The organism is Pseudomonas sp. Irchel 3E13 (genome assembly GCF_900187455.1).
Lineage (GTDB): Bacteria > Pseudomonadota > Gammaproteobacteria > Pseudomonadales > Pseudomonadaceae > Aquipseudomonas.
Map to the genome: position 1 here is coordinate 292,779 of NZ_FYDX01000010.1, position 25,367 is coordinate 318,145.

General features: G+C 64.2%; 4 protein-coding genes. 3 read left to right on the forward strand and 1 reads right to left on the reverse strand.

Annotation, left to right across the window (positions count from 1 at the left end; all coding sequences use genetic code 11):
• Nucleotides 1–106 precede the first annotated feature (106 nt).
• Nucleotides 107–1,162: a tetratricopeptide repeat protein gene (locus CKW37_RS19715; protein WP_095157528.1), complete on the reverse strand. Its 1,056-nt coding sequence runs from the start codon at nt 1,160–1,162 to the stop codon at nt 107–109.
• A 170-nt stretch (nt 1,163–1,332) separates the two neighbouring features.
• Here CKW37_RS19715 and CKW37_RS19720 point away from each other — a divergent pair, with 170 nt between their 5' ends.
• The 3 genes from CKW37_RS19720 to CKW37_RS19730 are packed head-to-tail and all read left to right on the forward strand — an operon-like array spanning nt 1,333 to nt 25,367.
• Nucleotides 1,333–3,045 (forward strand): ShlB/FhaC/HecB family hemolysin secretion/activation protein, encoded by a 1,713-nt coding sequence (locus tag CKW37_RS19720; RefSeq protein WP_095157530.1) that lies wholly within the window; start codon nt 1,333–1,335, stop codon nt 3,043–3,045.
• Between the two features lie 30 nt (nt 3,046–3,075).
• On the forward strand, nt 3,076–24,912 hold the full coding sequence (locus tag CKW37_RS19725) for a hemagglutinin repeat-containing protein (RefSeq protein ID WP_095157532.1): 21,837 nt from the start codon (nt 3,076–3,078) through the stop codon (nt 24,910–24,912).
• On the forward strand, nt 24,909–25,367 hold the full coding sequence (locus CKW37_RS19730; protein WP_198409082.1) for a DUF4279 domain-containing protein: 459 nt from the start codon (nt 24,909–24,911) through the stop codon (nt 25,365–25,367). Before CKW37_RS19725 ends, CKW37_RS19730 begins: the two co-directional genes overlap by 4 nt.

A 25,367-nucleotide genomic window follows, 5' to 3' on the forward strand; every position in this document is an offset into this window, starting at 1 on the left:
CCTTTGATAGCGCGCAAGCGGCAGGCCGCAGGCACTGTCGCACTATCACTGGACCACGCCGTTCACGACGGGGTTCAACCGGTGTTGCCAGATGGTTCGGGGCGGCCTAGAGGCCTTGCTGCACCAGGGGATCGTCGGGGTTCTGCTGCTCCAGTTGGGCCAGCAGCACCTGCACATTCTGTAATTGCCCGCTCTCTTTCCAGTACTCGATCAACAAGACCCGTGCCTTGCGGTTCGCCGGCTGGCGGGACAGCACCGTTTCCAACTGCTTTTGCGCCGCGTCGAGCTGGTCGAGGCTGTGCAGGCTGGTGGCCAGGGTGTAGCGGTAATCGTTGTTGTCCGGCTCCAGCTCCAGCGCGCGGGAGAAGGCCAGCAGGGCGTATTCGTTCTGGCTGTGACGCAGCAACCAAAGGCCCAGTTCGTGTTGCAGGAACGCCGATTCCGGGTGGCGTTGCAGCGCCGACGCCAGCACTTCGCGGGAGGTGTCGCCCTGACCCTGGCTGTCCAGCAGGCGGACCTTGGCGGCGATGGCGTCGAGATTGTCCGGCTCCAGCGCCAGGGCGCGGTCCAGCGCCGCGTTGGCCGCCTGCAAATCCCGCTCGTGGATATACAGCCGCGCCAGGTGCACCTGGTCCTGCGGATATTCGGTGCGCAACAACAAGTCCTGCTGGTACTGCTCGAGGACTTCCTGCAGCGGCCCGAAGTACAGGCCCACTTCATCCGGCGTCAGCCCCAGCAGCGCGTCCACCGCGGCAAACCGCACGCTTTCCTCCTCGTCATCCAGCATCGGCCCCAGCACCAGGCTGCGCTGCGCCGCCGGCACCAGCGCGGCAATGCTCTCGACGGCCGCACGGCGGACCAGCGGGTCTTCGTGTTGCAGGTCCTTGCGCGCCAGCTTCAGCGCCAGCGGCGACGGGTAATTGGGCAACTCGGCATACAGGCTGGCGCGGCGAATCGGCGACAGATCATCACGCCCCAACTGCTGATACAGCACCCGCGCCGCGCCCGGCAGCCCGTTATGCGCCTGGGCCAGCGCCTTGGCGTAGGACTGCTGCAGCGCCGGAGTGGGGGCGGGGGGATCGTTGCGCAAAAACAACCCGGCCAAGGCGAGAAGCAACAGCACGACAAGGCCGGCCAACAGATAGACACGCGGTCTGGACATGCAGAATCCGGGAAAATGGCTTACGGAAAAGGGGTCAAGCTTGGGTCAGGTAAATGGTTGAGTCAATGTGTGGGGTATTGGCTGCGGTGTTTTGGCGATATTGACGCCGGATTTCCCGCTCTTTAATATCGCGTCGCCAATGATGGCGTAGTGATATCGGAAGGATGCCGATGCTGTTCACCCACCACTTTCTGCCGAGCGTGTTGCTCTGCCTTCTGGTATCGGGGCTGAACGCTTTCGCGCCCGTGTTTGCGGCCACGCCGGGCGAACAGGACCTCATCCGCGATCGCCAGGACCGCCTGTTGCAAGAGCAGCAACGCCGTCTCGAAGAGCTGCGCGAACTGCCGGGCAATGAACCCCCGCCGGTTGCCCCCGAGCCCGCGCCGGACACCCGCTGCTTCCCCATCGACAGCATCGAAATCAAAGGCGCCGACCGCCTTTCCCAGGCCGATCGCGAGCGCCTGGCCCAGCCTTATATCGGCCAATGCCTCGGCGTGCAGCAGCTCAACGCGCTGCTCAAAGCCATCACCGATCACTACCTCGCCATCGGCCTGGTCACCAGCCGCGCCTACCTGCCGCAACAGGACCTGAGCAGCCGGCACCTGGAAGTGCAGGTGGTGGAAGGGCGGCTGGAAGGCATCAAGAGTGGCGCCGATAGCGGCTTGTCGCCGCGGGAACTGGTGATGGCCTTCCCCGGTACGGTCGGCGAACTGCTCAACCTGCGCGATATCGAGCAGATGGTCGACCAGCTCAACCGCCTGCCATCCAACCAGGCCAAGATGGAACTTGTTCCTGGCACGACGGTGGGCGGCAGCACCGTGGAGGTCGGCAACACCCCGAAAAAGCCCTGGCGCGCCAGCCTGTCGCGCAACAACGACGGCCAGCGTTCCACCGGCGAACAGCAATGGGGCTACGGCCTGGAATGGGACAGCCCGCTGGGCCTGGCCGATCAGTTGATGCTGCGCGGCGGCCGTGACGCGGTCAGCGATCACCAACGCACCTCGCACAGCGAAATGCTCTTCTACAACCTGCCCTGGGGCTGGTGGAACTTCAGCTATTCCTACAGCCAGAGCGCCTACCGCTCACAGGCCGAAGCCAACACCTTCACCTTCAAGCAGACCGGCGACACCCAAAATCACCAATTGCGCGCCGAGCGGGTGATCCATCGCGACAGCCTGTCGAAGACGTCGCTGAGCAGCGGCCTGGCCTACCTGCGTTCGAACAACTACATCGAAGACAGCCGCCTGGAAAACAGCAGCAACCGCCTCAGCGAAGCGCAGTTCGGCATCAACCACGGCCGCCGCATCGGCGGCGCGTTCGTCAACCTGGACCTGGGCATGCAACAGGGCATCGGCGCTTTCGATGCCCAGGCCGACCGCACCGCCAGCCCCAGCGACCCCGACGCCCGCTACCGCAAATACAGCCTGACCGTCAGCTACCTGCAGCCGTTCCAGATCGGCGATGAGGCCTTCAGTTTCAGCAGTCTCGCCACCGGCCAGCGCAGCGAAGACCCGCTGTACAGCCCGCAGCGCCTGAGCCTGGGCGGGTTGTCCTCGGTGCGCGGCTACAAGGACCAGTCCCTGACCGGCGACAGCGGCGCCTACTGGCGCAACGACCTGCGCTGGACCCGCCCGGTGGCGCTGGAATGGCTGCGCCCGGTTGTGGCCGAGTACGGCGCCAGCGTCGGCTACGACCAAGGCGTGATCCGCGGCGACCGCTACAACGGCGACCAACACGGACGTGTTTCCAGCAACGCGCTGGAACTGTTCGCCCGCGGCCAGCACCTGAGCGCCAGCGTGACCTTCGCCCATTCCCTGGAACGCCCCGACGTCATTACCGAGCGCGAAGCGCCGATCTATTTCCGCGTGGAGTTGCTGTTGTAACGCCCGCCTTAGCTGAATCGAGACCACGACATGGATGTCCGTCAATTCGCTTTTCTCCTGCGCCAGCCTTCGGCGACCGTGCAGCCGCGCGAGACCTTCTGCGGCCTGCCGAAACGCGCCCTGGCGTTCCTGCTCGCCAACGTCATGTTCTGGCAGCCGCTGTGGGCCCAGGCCGACGGCATCGCGGTCAGCGCGGCGGGCACCGGCCTGGCCCAGGCGGGCAATGGCGTGCCGATCATCAACATCGCCGCACCCAACGCCAATGGCCTGTCGCATAACCAGTTCAAGGACTACAACGTCGATGCCCAGGGCCTGATCCTCAACAACGCCACGGACCGCACGCAGAACACCCAACTGGGCGGCATCATCGTCGGCAACCCGAATTTCAGCGGCCGCGCCGCCGACATCATCCTCAACGAAGTCAACGGCGGCAGCCCCAGCCAGTTGCGCGGCTACACCGAAGTGGCGGGCAAGTCCGCCCACGTCATCGTGGCCAACCCCCACGGCATCAGTTGCGACGGTTGCGGCTTCATCAACACCCCGAAAGTCACCCTCAGCACCGGCAAGGCGGTGATCGAAAACGGCCAGCTCAACCGCTACCAGGTCGATCAGGGCAACGTGTCCATCGACGGCGCCGGCCTCAACGCCAGCAACGTCGACCAGTTCGAAATCATCACCCGCGCCACCCAGATCAACGCCCAACTCCAGGCCAACAAACTGGACATCGTCGCCGGCCGCAACGATGTCGATGCCCGCACCCTCGCCGCCACCGCCCGCGCCGCCGACGGCAGCCCGGCGCCGACACTGGCGATCGACTCCTCGGCCCTGGGCGGCATGTACGTCAACACCATCCGCCTGGTCGGCACCGAAGCCGGGGTCGGGGTGAAGCTGGCGGGCAACATGGTGGCCGGCGGCGATATCCAGATCGATGCCAACGGCAAACTGAACCTGGGCCAGGTGTCCGCGGGCGGCTCGGCGACGGTCAAGGCGCAGGGTGTTGATGCGCAAGGCCCGGTGTACGCCGGCAAGGACCTGGCGATCAGTAGTCAGGGTGATCTGGACAACCGCCAGAGCCTTGCCGCGCGCGACAGCATTACCCTGGACAGCGGCGGCACCCTGAGCAACCGCGGCATCATCGAGGCCGGTGTCAACGCCGACAGCAGCCGTAACGGCCAGGGCGACGTGCGCCTGTCGGCGGCGCGCATCGACAATAGCGGCACCACCGTGGTCGCCAGCCGCGACCTCAGCATCAGCACGGCCGAACTGGCCAACCAGGGCGGCACCCTGAATGCCCAGCGCCTCGCACAAATCGACGCCACGCGGCTGGACAACCAGAACCGTGGCCGGGTGCTCGGCGGCAGCGTGGTGGTCAACGCCAATCAGGTAGTCAACAGCCAGGGCGGCCTGCTGATCGGCAACGACGCGCTGACCGTCAGCGCCGGGCAACTGGTCAACCGCAACGGCGAAGTGTCGGGGCAGGGCGATGTGATCCTGCGCCTGGCGACGCTGGATAACGTCACCGGTCTGGTGACCGCGGGCCGTTCCCTGAGCCTGGACGCGACCGGCGCGGTGAACAACAGCGGTGGCCAGATCGGCGCCGCCCGCAGCCTCAATGCACGGCTCGGCAGTCTCGAACAGCGCGACGGCGGGCGCCTGCACAGCGACGGCGACTTGACCCTGGACCTCAATCGCGGCCACCTGGACAACCGCACCGGCGTGATCAACGCCAGCGGCCAGTTGACCCTCGACAACCTGAGCACCGTCGATAACCGCCAGGGCGAAATCTCCAGCAACCGCGCCTTCATCACTGCCGCGAACAGCCTCGACAATGGCGCCGGCAAACTGTTGAGCGACCAGGGGCTGACCCTGCGCATCGCCGGTGCGCTGAACAACGGCGCCGGGATGATCGCCGCCAACGGCGTGCAAATCGACGTCGCCAGCCTGCTCGACAACACCAAGGGCGTCTTGTCCAGCCGCAGCGGGCTGGACGCGCGGGTGGGTGGGGCGCTGGTCAATGCCAGCGGCAATATCTCCGCGCAGGGTGACAGCCGGCTGTCGGTTGGCAGTCTGAACAACAACGCCGGGCGCCTGCTCGGTCAGGCGGCGTTCAGCCTCGACCTCAATCGCGGCCACCTGGATAACCAGGGCGGCCTGATCAGCACCCCGGGCTGGCTGCTGCTGAGCAATCTGTCCAGCGTCGATAACCGTGCCGGCGAAATCTCCAGCGTCCATGGCTTCGCGCTGCGCAGCGACAGCCTCGACAACCGCGCCGGCAAGGTCCTGAGCGAGCAGACCCTGACCCTCGCCACGACTCTTGGCCTGGACAATCGCAACGGGTTGCTCAGTGGCGCTGCCTTGCTCATGGCGGCCGGTAGCCTCGACAACAGCGCCGGGCGCCTGACCGCACGCGATGGCGTGAACCTGCTGGTCGGCGCCGCGCTGGACAACCGCGGCGGCGAGATCCTCGCCCGTGACGTCACGCTGGCGGCGGGTTCGCTGGACAACGGCGGAGGCCGGATTCAGGCCGACACTCTGCTGGACATCGGCAGCGGCGTCCTCGGCAACCGCTACGGCACCCTCGTCAGCGCTCAGAACCTGACGCTCAACGCGGCCAGCCTCGACAACAGCTTCGGCCAACTGAGCGGCAACGCCGCACTGACCGCGGTGATCGCCGGCAACCTGCTCAATGGCAGTGGCCTGGTCAGCGCCGGCAGCCAACTGCAACTGAGCAGCGCGAACCTGTTCAACCAGGGTGGCCAACTCAGCGCTGGCGACACGCTGCACTTGCGCGCCGGCAACCTCGACAACCGCAACGCCGGGCAGGTTTACGCGCGCAACCTCAGCGCCAGTGTCACCGCCCTCGACCAGGAAAACGGCGGCCGTTTCTACAGCCAGGGCGACTTCAGCCTGGACCTCAACCATGGCGCGCTGAACAACCGAGGCGGCCTGATCAATGCGCCGGGCCAGTTGTTGCTCCGCAACCTGAGCGACGTCGACAACCGTCAAGGCGAGATTTCCAGCAGCCGGGCCTTCCTGTTGTCGGCCACGCGCCTGGACAACCGGAGCGGCAAGCTGCTCAGCGACCAGCTACTGACCCTGCGCGTTGCTCAGACATTCGATAACGGTGCCGGCCTGCTGTCGGCACTGCGCCTGGACGCACGCGCGGGCAAGCTCGACAACGTTGGCGGCAAGCTTAATGCCAGCCAGGACTTGAACCTCATCGTCGACGGCGCGCTCGACAACACCCGTGGCGCCATCCTTTCCCGCGACGCCGGCCTGACTGTGACGTCGCTGAACAACCTGCAAGGGCAGGTGCAGGGCGATCAGACCCTCACCCTCAACAGCAGCGGCGCGGTACTCAACAGCACCGGCAGCCTGAGCGCCGGTAATCGCCTTGTGCTCGCGGCTGGCCGCCTGGACAACCAGCAGGGCACCTTGACCAGCAACGGCAGCCTTGAGGCGAACATCGCCGGGGCGCTGTCCAACCAGGCCGGGGTACTGGCGACGGCGGGCGATCTCAGCCTTGTACTCGGCAGCCTGGACAACCAGCAGCAGGGCCGAATCAGCAGCAAAACCAATTTGCTGATCAAGGGCGGCGCGGCAAACAACAGCGACGGCGGCCGCATCAGCAGCGAGCGGCAGCTCACGGCATCGCTCACGGCACTGGACCAGCACAACGACGGCCGGCTCTACAGCCTCGCGGGCGTCAGCCTCGACCTCAATAACGGCCACTTGAACAACCAGGGCGGCCTGATCAACGCGCCGGGTCCGTTGCTGTTGAGCAACCTTGGTTCGGTGGACAACCAAGGCGGTGAAATCTCCAGCAGCCTGGCCTTTGCATTGGCGGCCGCCACACTGGACAACCGTGGCGGCAAGCTGCTGAGCCAGCAACGCTTGACCCTGCGCATCGCTCGAGCCCTGGAAAACACCAGCGGGCTGATCTCGGCGGCGCGGCTGGATGCGCGCGCGGGCAGCGTGGGCAACACCCGCGGAACGCTCAACATTGGCGGCGACCTCAACCTGCTGGTAGACGGAGCGCTCGATAACAGCCTCGGCGAAATCCTCGCTCAGGATGCCGCCCTGACTGTCGCCACACTGAACAACCGCGAAGGACGCATCCAGAGCGACCGCGCGCTCGCCATCAACAGCAGCGGCGCCGTGCTCAATGGCGCCGGCCGCCTGATCGCCGGCAGCCATTTCACCCTCGGCGCCGGCCGCCTGGACAACAGTCACGGCACCCTCACCAGCAATGCCAGCCTCGACGCGACCATTGCCGGGCAATTGCTCAACCATGACGGGCTGTTGGCCGCCGCCTGGGACCTCAACCTAGGACTGGGCAGCCTGGACAACCAGCAGCAAGGCCGCATCAGCAGCAAGGCCAACCTGCTGATCACCGGTGGTGCGCTGGACAATCGCAACGGCACCCTTGCCGCTGACGACACACTGCGACTGACCGCCAACAGCCTCGACAACCGCCAGGGCGACCTCTACGCCGCGCGGCACCTCGACCTGCAATTGAGCGCCGCACTGAACAACGCCAACGGCGTGCTGCGCAGTGACCGCGAACTGGACCTGAAAGCCGGGCAGGTGGACAACAGCAGCGGCGGGCGCATCAGCAGCGCCGGCCCGCTCAACGCCAGCGTCGCCGGTCTCGACCAACACGGCGATGGGCAGTTGCTCAGCCAGTCGAGCCTGACCCTCGACCTCAACAACGGTCATCTGGACAACCAGGGCGGGCGCGTCAATGCGCCGGGCCAATTGCTGCTGAACAACCTCGGCAGCGTCGATAACCAGGGCGGTGAAATCTCCAGCAACTTGGCCTTCAACCTCGTGGCCGGGGCCCTCGACAACCGCGGCGGCAAGCTGCTCAGCGAGCAGGCGCTGACCCTGCGTATCGCCCGCGCCCTGGAAAACGCCAAGGGCCTGATCTCCGCGCCGGCCCTGGATATCCGTGCGGGCAGCCTCGGCAACCAGTCGGGCAAACTCAGCACCAGCGGCGCGATCAGCCTGCTGGTGGATGGCGCGTTGGACAACCAGAGCGGGCAGATTCTGGCCCGCAGTTCGGTGGTCAGCGCCGGCTCGGTGGACAACCGCCTTGGGCTGCTGCAAAGCGACAGCACCCTGAACCTCACCAGCCTCGGCGGCCTCGACAACCGCCAAGGCACACTGTTCGCCGCGCAGGGTTTCGACCTCGTTGCCGCGAACCTCGACAACAGCGGCGGCCAGCTCAGCAGCGACACTCGCCTGAGCGCCCAGATCGCCGGGCAACTGCTCAACCAGACCGGCCTGTTCAGCAGCGCCGGCGAACTGCACTTGAACGCCGGCAGCCTCGACAACAGCGTCAAAGGCAGCCTGTTCGCTTCCGAACAACTGAACCTGCAACTCACAGGCTCGCTGAACAACTCCGCGGGCAACCTCCGCAGCGACGGCACCCTGAATCTCGTCGCGGGCGAGACGGACAACAGCGACGGCGGCCGCATCAGCAGCAGTGGGCAGCTCGACGCCTCGGTCAGCGCGTTGGACCAGCACAATGATGGCCGCCTCTACAGCCAGGCCAACGTCAGCCTCGACCTCAACCATGGCCATCTGAACAACCAGAGCGGCCTGATCAACGCACCGGGCGCGTTGCTGCTGCGCAACCTCGGCACGCTCGATAACCAAGGCGGTGAAATCTCCAGCACCCTGGCTTTCGAGCTGGCGGCGGCGAGCCTGGACAACCGCAACGGCAAGGTTCTCAGCCAGCAGGCGCTGACCTTGCGCATTGCCCGCGAGCTGGAAAACAGCAAGGGGCGAGTGTCCGCCGCAAGTCTGAACCTGAGTGCCGGCAGCCTCGGCAACCGATTGGGCACGATCGAAGCCCGCGACAGCCTGTTGGCGCAGGTCGACGGTGCACTGGACAACCAGCAGGGCACGCTGCTCGGCGCTTCTACCGTGTTGACCAGCGCTTCGCTGAATAACGATGCCGGCCTGATTCAGGGCGACACGCTGCTGGCGCTGCGTCAGCAAGGCGCGCTGCTCAACCGCGACGGACGCATCGTCACGGGCCAGACCTTGATGCTCAACGGCGGCAGCCTCGACAACAGCCGCGGCACCCTCACCAGCGACGGCGTCCTTAACGGGCAGATCAGCGGGCAACTGCTCAACCAGGGTGGGTTGCTGGGCGCGGTCGACAACCTGGTGCTCGGGCTGGGCAGCCTGGACAACCAGCAACAAGGCCGCATCAGCAGCAAGGCCAACCTGCTGATCACCGGTGGTGCGCTGGACAATCGCAACGGCACCCTTGCCGCTGACGACACACTGCAATTGACCGCCAACAGCCTCGACAACCGTCAGGGTGACCTCTATGCCGCGCGGCACCTCGACCTGCAACTGAGCGCCGCACTGAATAACGCCAACGGCGTGCTGCGCAGTGACCGCGAACTGGACCTGAAAGCCGGGCAAGTGGACAACAGCAACGGCGGGCGCATCAGCAGCGCCGGCCCGCTCAACGCCAGCGTCGCCGGCCTCGACCAGCACGGCGATGGGCAGTTGCTCAGCCAGTCGAGCCTGACCCTCGACCTCAATAACGGTCATTTGGACAACCAGGGCGGGCGCGTCAATGCGCCGGGCCAATTGCTGCTGACCAACCTCGGCAGCGTCGATAACCAGGGCGGTGAAATCTCCAGCAACTTGGCCTTCAACGTTGCGGCCGGGACGCTCGACAACCGCGGCGGCAAGCTGCTCAGCGAGCAGGCGCTGACCCTGCGTATCGCCCGTGCGCTGGAAAACGCCAAGGGCCTGATCTCCGCGCCGGCCCTGGATATCCGCGCCGGCAGCCTCGGCAACCAGTCGGGCAAACTTAGCACCAGCGGCGCGATCAGCCTGCTGGTGGACGGCGCGTTGGACAACCAGAGCGGGCAGATTCTGGCCCGCAGTTCGGTGGTCAGCGCCGGCTCGCTGGACAACCGCCTTGGCCTGCTGCAAAGCGACAGCACTCTGAACCTCACCAGCCTCGGCCGCATCGACAACCGCCAAGGCACACTGTTCGCGGCGCAGGGTTTCGACCTCGTTGCCGCGAGCCTCGACAACAGCGGCGGCCAGCTCAGCAGTGACACCCGCCTAAGCGCCCAGATCGCCGGGCATCTGCTCAACCAGACCGGCCTGTTCAGCAGCGCCGGCGAACTGCGCCTGAGCGCCGGCAGCGTCGACAACCGCCTCAAGGGCCTGATCACCGCAAGGCAAACCCGCATCGACGCGGGCAGCCTGGACAACAGCGGCGAAGGCAGCCTGCACGCCGCCGAGCAACTGACCCTGCAAGTGGTCGGCGCGTTGAACAACGCCAAGGGCGGTATCGACAGCGACGGCACCTTGAATCTCCTCGCGGGCGAGACGGACAACAGCGACGGCGGCCGCATCAGCAGTCGCGGGCAACTCGACGCCTCGGTCAGCGCGCTGGACCAGCACAACGATGGCCGGCTCTACGGCCTCGCGGGCGTCAGCCTCGACCTCAACCACGGCCACCTGAACAACCAGGGCGGCCTGATCAACGCACCGGGCCAATTGCAGTTGCGCAACCTCGGCACGCTCGACAACCAGGGCGGTGAAATCTCCAGCGCCCTGGCCTTCGAGCTGGCGGCGGCGAGCCTGGACAACCGCAACGGCAAGCTTCTCAGCCAGCAGGCACTGACCCTGCGCATTGCCCGCTTGCTGGAAAACGGCAAAGGGCTGCTGTCCGCCGCGAGCCTGGACGTGAGTGCCGGCAGTGGCGGCAACCTGCTGGGCCGTATCGAGGCGCGCGACGCCTTGCTGCTGCAGGTCGAGGGCGCGCTGGACAACCGCCAGGGCGCCATCCTTGGCGCGACCACCACGCTGGGCAGCGCTTCGCTGAACAACGATGCCGGGCTGATCCAGGGCGACCGCCTGTTGACCCTCGCCCAAAGCGGTGCGGTGAGCAACCGTAATGGCCGGCTGCTGGCCGGGCAGACCCTCAACCTGACCGCCGCCAGCCTCGACAACAGCCTCGGTCGTGTCGCCAGTGACGGCGCGCTGGGCGTGACGCTCAGCGGCCAGGTACTCAATCAGGACGGTGTGCTGGCCGCGGCCGGCGCATTGCAACTGAGCGCCGCGAGCCTGGACAACCAGTTCGACGGCGTCGTCTCCAGCAAGGACAACCTGACCCTCGACGTCGGCCGTTTCGACAACCGTGGTGGCAGCGTTGTCGCGGTGGGGCAGTTGCAGCTCGACAGCAGCGAACTGGACAACCGTCAGGCCGGCCTGCTCAATTCCGGCAAGGCCATGACCCTGCGGGTCGCCAGCCTGGACAACCGCGCCGGTGAAGTTGCCAGCGTCGCCAACCTGATCGTCAGCGGCAGCCGCTTCGACAACAGCGGCGGCGGCCGTCTGCTGGCCAATGGCGACCTGCAACTCACCGTGACCACCCTGAGCAACCGGCTCAAGGGCGTCATCTCCGGGCAAAAATCCGTCACCCTCAATGCCGGCCAGTTCGACAACAGCGACCAGGGCAGCCTGTTCGGCAAGACCGGCCTGAGCCTGACTTTGCGCGACGGCACTGGCGCCAGTGGCCATCTGAACAACCGCCTCGGCACCCTGCGCAGCGACGGCGGGCTGACCTTCGACGGCATCAGCCTGAACAACGACGGTGGACGCGCCAGCAGTGCCGGCGCGCTGGTGCTGACGGCGCGCGATGCCGTCAGCAACCTTGGCGGCGAAGTACTTGGCAGCGGCACGCTCAGCCTGTCCAGCGCCAGCCTCGACAACAGCCGCGGGCGCATTGCCGCCGACAATCTGCTACGGGTCACTACCGGCGCCCTGACCAACCAGCAGGGTCGGTTGACCACGGTCGATCGGCTCGAACTGAGCGCGGGCCTGGTGGACAACCGCCAGGCCGGGCGCATCGCCAGCGCCAAGGCCCTGAGCGCCAGCATCACCGGCCTCGACCAGCGCGGCGGCGGCGAGCTGTTCAGCAACAGCGCGCTGACCCTCGACATGAACGGCGGCCAGTTGAACAACAACGGCGGCCTGATTAATGCCCCCGGCCCGCTGGTGTTCAGGAACCTCGCCGCGGTGCTCAACCAGGGCGGCGAAATCTCCAGCGAGCAGGGCTTCAGCCTGAGCGCGCGCAGCCTCGACAACAGTGGCGGTGAACTGCTCAGCGACCAGGCCCTGACGCTGGTGATTGAACAAGCGCTGAACAACCTCGACGGGGTGATTTCCGCCCACGGCCTCAGCGCCTCGGCGGCGTCGCTGGACAACCGCAACGGCCTGTTCAGCAGTTCCGCCCACCTGACCCTGAACCTCACCGGCAACCTGCTCAACGCCAGCGGCGAAGTCTCCGCCGCCACCCGCGCGGTGATCACTGCCGCGGGCCTGGGCAATGGCAGCGGCCAGGTCATGAGCGACAACAGCCTGGAACTGACGGTCAGTGGTCTGCTGTTCAACCAGGCCGGGACCCTCGGTGCCGGCGCCAACCTGCAAGTGACCGCGGGCAATCTGGATAACCGCAAGGCCGGCAGCCTGGTCAGCGATGGTGGCCTGACACTGACGGTCCACGGTCTGCTCGACAACCAGACCGGCGGCAACCTGCTGGCCAAAGGCGCCATGGACCTGCGTGTGGACGCCCTCGACAACCGTGGCGGACGCGTCTCCGGGCAGCAAACGTTGGCCCTGCGCGGCACCTCGGCAGACAACCGTGACGGCGTGCTTCGCGCCAGCAAGGACGTCACCTTGCGCCTGGCCGTGCTGGACAACCGCGACGGCCTGCTCGGCGGCTCGCAGGCGCTGGACCTCGACGCCCGGCAACTGTTCAACCAGGCCGGTCTGATCAGCACCACCGGCAACCTGCTGCTGAGCGCCGACAGCCTCGACAACACCAAGGGCCGCATCGCCAGCCAGAGCGACCTCGCCGCCACCGTCGGCACGCTGGAGCAGCAGGGCGGCGAACTGGTGGCCCGGGGTGAGCTGAGCCTGACCGGCACCGCGCTGGACAACCGCAACGGCGGTCTGGTGGGCAGCACAAAAGCGCTGAAACTGGAGGTGCAGTCCGTCGACAACCGCGCCGGGGAAATCTCCAGCCAGCAAAACGTCACCTACAGCGGCCAACTACTCGACAACAGCGGCGGCAAGCTACTGGCCGGGACCCGACTGGAGGCGACAATCGCCCGGGTCATCAACCAGGCCCAGGGCCTGGTGTTCGCCCAGGACGTGCGCCTGACCGGTGCGCGCCTCGACAATAACCAAGGCACTTTCGCCGGCCAGCGCTCGCTGGTGCTGCAATTGAGCGCAACGCCACAGCTCGACGGGCACCTGAACAACAGCGAAGGCCGCCTCAGCAGCGAAGGCACCTTGAGCCTCGGCGCGCAGCAACTGGACAACCGCGTTGGCAGCATTTCCAGCGCCGGACTGCTGGAGGTGCGCAGCATCGCCGGGTTGCTCAACCAGGGCGGCACCGTTGAAAGCGCGCAAGCCCTCAGCCTCAGCAGCGCCAGCCTGGACAACGGCCAGCAAGGCCTGATCAAAAGCCAGGGCGCCGCCACCGTCAGCACCGGCCGTTTCGACAACAGCCTCGGCGGTCGCCTGATCAGCAGCGCCGGCCTGGACCTGAGCGCCGGCCAGCTCAGCAACGGCGGTCGTATCGCCAGTGCCGGCCTGTTAAACGCCAGCCTGACCGGGCTGGTGCAGAGCAACGGCGAGCTGTTCAGCAACAGCCAGTTGAACCTTGACCTGAACCACGGCGACCTGACCAACCTCGGTCTGATCAACGCCCCGACCTTGCTGCTGAAAAACCTCGGCAACGTCAACAACCAGGGTGGCGAGCTTTCCAGCCAGAACGCCTTCACCCTGGCCGCGCGCAGCCTGGACAACGGTAACGGCAAGCTGGTCAGCAACCTCGGCCTGACCTTGCGCATCGAACAACTGCTGGGCAACGTCAACGGCCGTATCAGTGCCGCCAGCCTGGATATCGCCAGCCTGCGCCTGGACAACGGCAGCGGCCTGCTCAACAGCCGCGGCGGCCTGACCCTGGTGACCCGCGAATGGCTGAACAACTCACGTGGCACCCTGGTCGCCGACGGCAACCTGCTGGTCACTGCGGGCAGCCTGGATAACCGCTTTGGCGAGATCGCTGGCAAGGCCGCCATCGAGCTGGACGCCGCGCAGATCGACAACCAGCAGGGCCAGTTGATCGGCACCCAGACCGTGCGCGTCGGTGCGACCACGCTGGATAACCGTGGCGGCCTGCTGGGCGCCACAAAAGCGCTGAAACTCGACATCAGCGAGATCGACAACCGTGGCGGCGAGCTGACCGGCAACGCCGACGTCACCATCAGCGGCGCGAGCCTGAACAACAGCGACAAGGGCCTGGTGTTTTCCGCGGCCACCCTCGACCTCGCGGTGCAGCAGGTGATCAACCGGACCCGCGGCCAATTGAGCGGCCAACGCGTGCTGTTCAAGGGCGGCAGCTTGGTAAACAGCGGCGGCGCCGTTATTGCCCAGCTACCGCTGTTGCTGGAACTGAGCGGTGAGCTGAACAACAGCCAGGGCCTGCTGAGCAGCGAGTCGAACCTCGAAGTCAGGGCGCGCAGCCTCGACAACAGCCACGGCACCCTCAGCAGCGGCAACGGCCTGACGCTGGTGGTAGACGGGCAGATCAACAACCTCAAGGGCGAGCTGCTGACCGACGGCGCTTTGGTGCTGAACAGCGCCAGCCTCAGCAACGAAGAGGGCAGCCTCAGCGCCAAAGGCGCGGTCACCCTGATCACCGGCGCGCTGAACAACCTCGCGGGCCGCCTCAACAGCGCCGACACCTTCAACCTCACCGCCACTCAGGTCAGCAATAGCGCTGGCAAGATCGCCAGCGTCAAAGCGCTGACCGCCAGCATCAGCGGCCTAGACCAACAGGGCGGCACGCTGTTCAGCAACACCGGCCTGAGCCTGAACCTCAACAATGGCCTGCTGGACAACAGCGGCGGCCTGATCAACACCTCCGGCAGCCTGCTGCTGAGCAACCTCAACGCGGTGCGCAACCGCAACGGCGAACTCTCCAGCAGCCAGGCCTTCACCCTCACGGCGGGCAGCCTGGACAACGGCAACGGCAAGCTGCTGAGCAGCCAGGCCCTGAGCCTGGTGATCGACCAGACCCTCGGCAATGCCCAAGGCCTGATCGGCGGCGCCAGCCTTGTGGTGCGCGCCGCTACCGTGAGCAACCTCGGCGGCACCTTGAGCAGCCGCGGTGACCTCGACCTGATCAGCAACGGCGTGCTCGACAACCGCCAGCAAGGCCTGATCAGCGCGACCGGCAACCTCACCCTGCGCAGCGGCGACCTGGACAACCGCGACGGCAGCCTGTTCGGTGTCAGTGGCGTCACCCTCACGGCGGCGGCGCTGGATAACCGCAGCGCCGGCCTGATCAACAGCCGCGGCGGCCTGACCCTCAGCGCCAGCAGCCTGAGCACCGACGCTGGCGAAGTCTCGGCCAAGGGCAGCCTGGGCCTGACCCTCGGCGCACTGCTGCTGGGCAGCGGCCGCATCGTCGGCGACCAGAACGTCAGTTTCGACCTGAACAACGGCAACCTCGACAACAGCGGCGGCCTGGTCGTGGCGAAGGGCGCCCTGAGCTTCCTGCGCGTCGGCACCTTCAGCAACAACGGTGGCGAGTTCTCCAGCCAACAGAACATCACCGTCAACGCCAACCGCCTGGACAACAGCAATGGCCGGCTGATCACCAGCCAGGTGCTGACCCTCAACGTCTCCAACCTGATCAACCAGAACGGCCTGCTGTCCGGCTGGCAAGGCCTGAGCCTGATCGGCGCCAGCCTCGACAACCGCAATGAAGGCACCTTGTCCAGCCGCAACGGTGCGCTGGATGTGCGCTTGTCTGGCGCCTTGCTCAACGGCGACAAGGGCGCCCTGGTCAGCCAAGGCCGGATGGATGTCAGCGCCGGCAGCCTCGATAACGTTGGCGGGATTCTGTCCAGCGGCGCGCTGCAAAGCCTGGTGGTCAGCGGCCAGTTGAATAACGCCAATGGCGGCTTGATCGACAGCGGCGCCGGCCTTGACCTGATCGCCGCCACGCTCGCCAACCAGGCCGGCACCGTCAATGCACAACACGCACTGACCTTCACCGGCACCGACCTCGTCAACACCGGCGGCACCCTGGCGGGCAACGGCCAGATGACCCTGGACCTGCTGGGTTCGCTCTACAACGACAACGGCACCCTCGCGAGCGCCGGCAGCTTGCTGCTCAAGCGTGCGCTGCAAATCAGCAACCAGAACGGCAAGATCGTCAGCCAGGCGCAAATGACCCTGGCCGCGGGCGCGATGGACAACAGCCAGAAGGGCACTCTTGCCGCCAAGGGCACGGTGCTGGTCAATGCGACTGGCCTGTTGCGCAATGATGCCAACGGCCTGATCTACAGCCAGGACGCCGACGTCCAGGTGATCGCGGCCAGCCTCAACAACCAGCAGGGCGCCGTGCAAGGGCAGGGCGCGGTGACCCTCGACAGCAGCGGCGCACTGGACAACCGCAACGGCACTCTGCTCGCCCAGAGCGGCAACCTGCTGCTCAAGGCTGGCAGCCTCGACAACAGCGGCGGCACCGTCGCCAGCGTTGCGGGATTACTTGATGGCAGCGCGACCGGCGCAGTGGTCAACAGCGCGGGCGGTGTGATCCAGGGGCAGCACCTGAAATTGTCCGGCGCCAGCGTCGACAACAGCGGCGGCCGCATCGCCGCCCAGACCGGCGATGCGCGGATCGGCGGCGGCAACTTCACCAACACCGCTGGCGGCCTGTACGCCAAGGGACTGGTGCGCGTCGACGGCCAGGGCTTCGATAACGCAGGCGGGCAGGTGGCTGGCAGCCGCGTCGAGCTGGCGCTCGGCGGTCAACTCGGTAACCGCGCGGGCATCGTCGAAAGCGACAGCCACCTGCAGGTGAACGCGGCGTCGCTGGACAACCAGAGCGGCGTGCTGCGTGCGTTGGGTGACGCGGGCAAGACCGAGTTCCAGATCGTCGGCGGCTTCGACAACCGCGACGGCAAAGTCGAGGTCAGCAGCCATGACCTGACGTTGAATACGCAGGCACTGAACAACCTCGGCGGCAGCGTGCTGCACGCCGGTGTCGGCACCTTCGATATCGCCACCGCCAACATCACCAACAGCGGCGGCACCGCCGTGACCCGCGGCGGGCTGACGCTGACGGCGGACAACTGGACCAACAGCAGCGTGATCCAGGCCGGGCGCTTGACCGTCAATGTCGGGCAGTTGACGCAGACCGCCAGGGGGCAGTTGTTGGCGACCAGCAGCTTCAGCGGAAGCGGGCAGAACTGGACCACCGCCGGCCTGATCGCCAGCGACGGCAGCCTCGACCTCAACCTGACCGGCAGCCTGACCAGCACCGGCCGCGCCACCAGCCAGGGCGCGATGAACCTCGTCCTCGGCCAACTTGAACTGAGCAGTGCCGCGAGTGTGGCCGCGGCTGCCAACAGCACGCTCACAGTCGCGGGACTGGTGAACAACGCGGGGCGGCTGACTTCGGCGGCGGATCTGAGCCTGACCGCGGAGAGTATTCGCAACTACGGTTCGCTGGGGAGTTCGCGGGCATTTACGGCGAATGCCGGAAGTTTGTTGAACGAAGGTGGGTTGATTTATAGCGGTGCTGATATGGGGCTGTATGTTGATAGCCTCAGTAACAAGAGCGCTGATGTTTATAGTTTGGGTGCGATTCGTATTGCGAAAGATGCGCAGGGTGCGCGGTCTTCGTTGTTGGAGAATATTTCTGGATCGATTGAGAGTGGTGGGGATTTCTCGATTACGTCAGCTTCTATTACGAATAAGCGAGCAGATTTTGAGACGGAGTCGCATCTTGAGTCTGGTTACATTGGTGTCAGGTGTTATTACTGCGACAGTGTTATCGATTATCACTCGGACAAGAAAAATCCCTCGCATCTGGTATGGGCGCAGACTTATAGCGGTGCGTCTGTTTCTGGTGAAGGATCTAAGCAAGCCAGCCTAGTCTCCGCCAGGAATTTTTCCATTGAAGGAGGGGCAATTGTAAATTCGAATTCGCTTATTTCTGCTGTGGGTAATTTAGACGTAAAAGTTGAGTCTTTCTCTAATTTAGGGACTTCCCTGGGTGGTTTTACAGTTCTTAAATATATCGATATTCGTGACCCGAGCTGGGAGCTTTGGGCGGAGATTCTCAGGTATAACTCAGAGAATGACCCGAATTATAACGGTGGTATGCATTCCTGGAATGCGGCCGGAGATGATTTGGTAAGGCCGGTTAAGGTTGACGGACAAAGACCTGCCAATGGTGCGGATTGGAGTTTAAGTCAAAGATTTGGAACCATCTGGAAGTACCTTGATAAGTGGAGCCCCCAGAACGGCATTCCAATTCCCACCGCCAACTATAAAGCTGACGGCGCGGTTGATGCCCCCTCCGTAATCAAATCCACCGAAGCATTTTTAGAAAGAACAATTGCGGATACCGGCTCAGACTTCCTGCCTTCAGTAGTCCAGGCCGGCGGCACCGTCTCCATCAACGCCACCAACAAAATCTCCAACGGCGTGGAGCGCTCCTTCACCAACGGCACGCCAGGCGTCACCCGCACTATCGACACCACCGCCACTGGCACCGGCGTCTCCAACATCATCCTGCTGAACAAGCAGCTACCGCCCAACCTGGCCCAGCAACAGGTCAACCCGCTGACCTTGCCCGGCTTCAGCCTGCCCACCGGCGCCAACGGTCTGTTCCGCCTCAGCGACCAGGCGGCCAAAGACAGCTCGATCAGCCAAGGCAGCAGCGCCCCGGCAAGCTGGACCTTGAGCGGCGCCACGATCGACCTCGCGCAACGCGAAAAAAACCTGCCTGCCACCCAAGGCCGCACCCTGCAACTGGACGATATCGCCCAGCTCACCGCCAACACCGGCCAGCTCTCGGTGGCCGCGCGCGTAGCCAGCGGCATCGGCGCCAGCGGCAGTTCCATCAATGCCTCCGACATTGGCAACACCGACAACGGCACCTGGCAACCGGGCCGTAGCAAGGGCGGCGATATCACCCGCAGCGATGGCATCGGCAGCCAGGGCTCCGCTGGCAACTCTGGGGATTCGTTCAGCGCCTCGGGCCCGAACGTGAACCTGGACGGCTTGACCCCGACCGACCGCGACACCCGCATCACCCTCACCACGCCGGGCGGACAGTCGGGCGCCAACGGTCCTCAACTGAACGTACCGGGCCTGGCGACGGGCGATCGCAACACCACGGTCGCCGGCAGCCAGCAGGGCGGCAATCGTCCTGACCTGCAACTGCCAGGCCTGACTCCGGGCGGGCGCGACACCCAGATCGCGGTGACCACCCCGGGCGCCTCCACCGGCAACCAGCCAGGCCTGAATGTGCCCGGCCTGGCGTCTGGCAACCGTGACACCACGGTGAGCAGCAACCCGCAAGGCGGCACTCGCCCGGAGCTGCAACTGCCGGGGCTGACGCCAAGCGATCGCGATACTCAGATCGCAATCACTGCTCCTGGCGCGCCAACCTCGGGCGGTGTCTCGCTTCCGGCGCTGACTCCGCAGGCTCAGCAGGTCAACGTTGCCGCTCCGTCGCCCAGCACCGTGGTAACCGTTGCACCCGCTGCTCGCGACACTCAGACAGTGCAGGCCCCGACCGATCGCCCGGCGACCCCGGCGGTGGACAGCCGCGCCACGGCCACCGCGCAACCAAGCACCGCGCAGACCATCGACCGCGTCCAGGGCCTACCGGACCGCAGCGCCGCTTCCCAGCCGCACAAATACCTGATCGAAACCAACCCGCTGCTCACCGAACTCAAGTCGTTCATGAGCTCCGACTACCTGCTGTCCGGCCTCGGCTACAACCCGGACGACAGCGCCAAGCGCCTGGGCGACGGCTTCTACGAACAGCGCCTGATCCAGCAGGCAATCGTGGCGGGTACTGGCCAGCGTTTCATCGCCGGCCTGAACAGCGACGAAGCGATGTTCAAGTACCTGATGGACAACGCCATCGCCAGCAAGCAACAGCTCAACCTGTCGCTGGGCGTCACCCTGACCGCGCAACAGGTGGCGGCCCTTACCCACGACATCGTCTGGCTGGAAGAGATTGAGGTAAATGGCCAGAAAGTCCTGGTGCCAGTGCTCTACCTGGCCGACGCTGCCAACCGCCTGGCGCCAAACGGCGCGCTGATCGCTGGCAACGACGTCAACCTGATCGCCGGCCAGGACCTGCTCAACGCCGGGACCCTGCGTGCCAGCAACAACCTCTCGGCCATGGCCGGCAACGACATCGTCAACAGTGGCGTGATCGAGGCCGGCAACCGCCTCGACCTGCTCGCCGGCAACAACATCGTCAACCGCGCCGGCGGCATCATCAGTGGTCGTGACGTCAGCCTGACCACGGTGCTTGGTGATGTGATCAACGAACGTTCGGTCACCAGCCATATCCCCAGCGGCCTGAGCCAGCGCACCGACTACCTCGACAGCGCCGCGCGCATCGAAGCCGCGAACGACATGAGCATCAACGCCGGTCGCGACTTCATCAGTGCGGGTGGCGCGCTGCAAAGCGGTCGCGACACCAGCATCCAGGCTGGCCGCGATGTGCTGCTCGGTTCTGCCGAAACCATCAGCAGTACCGCCTATGGACGCACCACCTCCCAGACCGTCACCCAGAACGGTTCCACCGCCACGGCGGGTCGGGACTTCAGCGCCGTGGCGGGACGAGACTTCACCGCAATCGCCAGTCAGATCAGCGCGCAGCGCGATATCGACATCACGACGACGGGCGACCTGACCCTGGCGTCGGCGGCCAACGAAGAGCATTTCTTCTCCCAGTCCAAGAAGGTGACCCAATCCCAGGACCGTATCACCCAGGTCTCGACCACGCTCAAGGCCGGTGGCGACATTGCCCTGAATGCCAGCCAGGACCTGCTGGTCAGTGCCAGCCGGATCGAAGGTGGCGGCAACGTCGACCTCGATGCCGCCCGCGATCTGCTGATCACCTCCGACCAGGACGAAAGTGCCTCCTTCTACCAGAAGAAAAGCAAGGGCTCGTTCGGGCGCAGCAAGCTCACCCAGCAGGAGAGCTACCACAGCACCAACATCGAGTCGGTGGTCACCGCCGGCAACGACCTGACGATCAATGCCAGCAAGGCAGAAAACGGCGGCATTAACCTCGACGGTGGTCGCGACGTCACGGTCATCGGCAGCGAGCTCCGCGCCGGCAACGATCTGCTGATCGGTGCCACCGGCGATGTGGCGGTGCTCTCCGGCATTGAAGAGCACGGCGAGTACAGCAAGAAAACCAAGTCCGGCTTCCTCGGCTTGTCCAAGAGCGGCAAGAGCCAGCTCCAGACCAGTGCGACCCAGGTCGGCAGCGAGCTGGAGGCCGGCAACGACATCGTTCTGGTAGCGGGCAGCGATCTGCGCCTGCGGGCCAGCGAGGCCAGTGCCGGTAAGGATGTCGAGTTGCGTGCGGGGCTGGTGGACAAGGACGGCGATATCGACCTGCTGGCAGCCAATGACACTGCCTACAGCCGTACCGAGGAGTACAAGAAGAAGATCGGCCTGTCGCTGTCGCCGGACTTCATCCTGCCGCCGTCGGTCTCCATCGCATCGGCCAAGGCCGCCGGGAAGGAGGCGCAGAGCAGCACCAGCGTCGGTAGCCAGGTTGTAGCCGAGCAGGATGCCACGCTCAAGGCCGAGCGTGACGTCAACCTGGTGGGCAGCGGCGTCAGTGCCGGGCGCAACGTCAGCATCAACGCCGGCCGCGACGTCAATGTGGCCGCCGCTGAAAGCCAGCGCGACGAGCGCCAGTGGTCCAGCAGTTCCAACACCGGGCTGCGTTTCGACAGCGACGACAATGGCGTCAGCTTCTTTGCCGGGGTCGAGAAGGAAAAGGCCAAGGATCGTGTGCTCGAACAACTGGCCAGTGGCAGTCAGATCCAAGCCGGACAGGACCTGAACGTCAACGCCGGGCGTGACATCAACCAGAGCGGTTCCGACCTGAAGGCGGGGCACGATATCAACCTTGCTGCCGGGCGCGATATCAACATCGATGCCGCCGGCGAAACCCGTGTCGAGGAACATGAGCGCGAATTCGCCAGCCAAGGGGCGGGCGGTTCGATCAACCACAACCTGGGCCGCACCAAGGATGCGGTCAGCAACGCCGGTAACGGGGAGAATAACGTCAGCAAGGGCTCGAGTACCCTGCAGGCAGTGGATGCGGTCAGCCAGTTCTTCGCAGGCCCCACTGGTGACGGCAAGCTGGGCAATACCACCCAAAGCAGCAGCCAGCAGACAGTCGAGCAGAGCAACCGGGCGTCCACCCTCGATGCCGGCAACGACATCACCTTCACCGCAGGCAACGATGTCAACGTTGCGGGCAGCCAGCTCCAGGCCGGGCGCGATATCACCGTCAAGGGCCGCGATATCAATATTGACGTGGCTCACGGCGGCACCCGCCAGCAGACCAGCGAATCGCAAAGCTGGGGCGGCATCCACGGCGGCAGCAGTGGTGGCTTCAAGGTCGGCATCGGCGGCAGCCATGGCACCGCCAGCACCGATGGCAACCAAGGCAACTCGACTGCCAGCCAGCTCGACGCCGGGCGTGACATCAAGCTCGAGGCCGGCAACAACCTCAACGTTATTGGCAGTCAGGTACAGGCTGGGCGCGACATCGACCTAGCGGCGGGCAAGGACATCAATATCCGCGCCGCGCAGAACGACTCCGAGCACGAGCAGAACCGCGCCAGTGGTGGTGGAGAGGTCGGCCTTGCATTCGGTTCGGAAGGCGTGGGCATCTATGCCAGCGTCAACCTGGGCAGGGGCCACCTGGAGCGCGAAGCGCAGCGACATCAAGAAGCCTACCTCTATGCCGGCGACCAACTGAAGTTCACCAGCGGCAAGGACACCACCATCAGCGGCGCCCAGGTGCGTGGCGATGAAGTGGTTGGCCGTGTGGGGGGCGACCTGAAGGTGTCGTCGGCGATCGATACCGGCGAAGTCAAAGGCAAAGAGTTCGACGTCAGCGTCACCGTGACCATCGGTCCGGGTGCTGGCGTCAGCGGCTCGGTGGGTTACGGCCAGACCACTGGCAAGACCGAGTGGGTGGAAAACCAGACCCGGGTGACCGGCGCCAGCAAGGTCGACATCCGTACCCAGGACCACACCCAGATAGACGGCGCGCTGATTGCCGCCGACAACGGCAATCTCAAGCTCGATACCGACACGCTCGGCTACAGCGATATCGCCGGCTCGGACAAGGAGCACGGCTACTACCTCAATGTCGGCGGGAGCTGGAAGCAGGGCGGCGGCAGCACCCAGCAGGACCCGAGCCAGGAAGGCAAGGGCAAGAAGGGTGAGAACGGCTGGAGCGTGAGCGGCTGGGAGTATGAAAAAGAGCGCGAGCAGATAGTCCGCGCCACGGTGGGCGAGGGCGAGATCGTGGTGCGCGAGGATGCCGCGACGGGGCAGGACTCGACGGCAGGGCTGAACCGGGATCTGGACAAGGCCTACGAGATCACTCGGGACCATGAGGAACGGACGGATCTGTACGTCACCGATAGTTCGTTGCATGACGTGATGAATCCCAAAGAGACACTTGATAAGTGGGTCACTGGACTGCTCACCTACCACGAGACGGCGCAGCATAACTATGAGCAGGCCAGTACCGGTTTGAATGCCACCGTCAACCGTATCGAGCGAGTGCTTGGACGGGAGATGGCCGCCGGCGTCAGCAGCGTCACCACCAAAGACTTTGCCGAAGAGACGCTTGAACAGTTGATTCGTGGTGGCAAGAGCCGGACTGAAGCCATGGCGATGATGGCGGATGAGAAGTTTCAGCAGAACGTGCTCAAGGAACTGAGCAGTTTCTGGGGAATAGCACCGGAGATTGCAGCCGCCAAGGTGGTGATAGACCAGGCTTTCCCAGAAAAATCAGGTGTCGTGCAGTTGCCCGCTTCAGGCGTCACGCTGAACGAGCTGAAGTTAACCCTTCGCACACTTTCCAGCATCCAGGAATTCATTCAAGAGAATGAAGACAAGGCACAAGCGGTGGCTGTGGTGCTGGCGCTGACCCAAGGTCCCAAGGGTGTCGTTCAGGCTTTGGCAATGAGTGCTGCTGAGCAGACACTGCTGGGCCAAGAGCTGATGTCGCGCCTGCAAGGAATGCAGGAGTATGTGGGCGAAAAGATCGCTGCACAAATGGAAGGTCGAGGCCTGGATGAAACTGAGGCTTACGATAAGTACCTGTTGGGCGGCGGTAATCTCATTGGCAGCATTCTTGGGACGGGTATTTCTACTGTACGAATGGGTAAGGGCGACAAGGTTGGTGGCCAAGGCGCTGAAAAAACCGGTGGTTTAGAAACAGAAAAAAATAGTCCAGATCTCACGGGGCAGGGACGGACTGAGGCCGTCGATTCTGGGTATGGCGGAAAGTTGTCCGGCGAATATACTGCTGGAACCACGACCTACAATGGTAAGACTGTAGAGGGTGCCGGAGATTTTAGTGGTGGGTTAGGTTCTGGCAAGGTTGAGGTTGGTGCAAAAGGCAATCAGCTAATAAATGGGAAGTGGGTTGATGCTGAAGGGCTTCCATTACCTGTTCCTTCCAGTGTAGGTGCATCTGGGCGAGTCCCGAATGTTTTGCAAACTGGGGGTAATACTCTCAATAAGAGTACAGCTAACGCACTGAATGAGCATTTTGGTGAAAGTTTAGCTCCGCGTGAATGGGGCAGAGCACTTGAGGCATTAAAAGCTGACGCTGGAAAGCTTCCTAATAATTTTCATGGCAGAATACTAGACAATGGGGATTATGTAGGTAAAGCTGGCGAGGTTATTGGAAATATCAGAGATTATCTGCCATGAGTAAAAACTCTAGGATTACTCCTGTTTCGTCGGACTATGAAACATGTGCTGAGTGCTACGTAAGGTTGATGATTTACCCTGGGGAGAGGCACCCCGATGAAATCACTAATATCATGCAGGTTCGGCCAACATTAATTAATGTCGCTGGTGAGAAAATTACAAATAGTCGTGGGCTAACAAGAGAGGTAAAAAACTCTGGTTGGTTTTTGTCTACCGAAGGATATGTATTGTCAAAAGATCTTAGAGAGCACATTGACTGGATAGTTGAAAAAATTTCTCCGCATCGTGAATCGCTGAGAACAGTTCAAAAAATTGATGGAGTTAAAATTACGTTGAAATGTGTGTGGTTTTCCTTGCTAGGTCATAGTGGTCCTGTGCTTTGGCCGGAGCAAATGAGAGCTCTGGCGGATTTGGATTTAGAATGCTCTTTTGATGTTTACTTTGTCGAAAGTTAG

Excerpts from the sequence above, each read along its gene's own strand:
- CKW37_RS19715 (WP_095157528.1), bottom strand. The coding sequence starts at position 1,162 with ATGTCCAGACCGCGTGTCTATCTGTTGGCCGGCCTTGTCGTGCTGTTG.
- CKW37_RS19720 (WP_095157530.1), top strand. The coding sequence starts at position 1,333 with ATGCTGTTCACCCACCACTTTCTGCCGAGCGTGTTGCTCTGCCTTCTG.
- CKW37_RS19725 (WP_095157532.1), top strand. The coding sequence starts at position 3,076 with ATGGATGTCCGTCAATTCGCTTTTCTCCTGCGCCAGCCTTCGGCGACC.
- CKW37_RS19730 (WP_198409082.1), top strand. The coding sequence starts at position 24,909 with ATGAGTAAAAACTCTAGGATTACTCCTGTTTCGTCGGACTATGAAACA.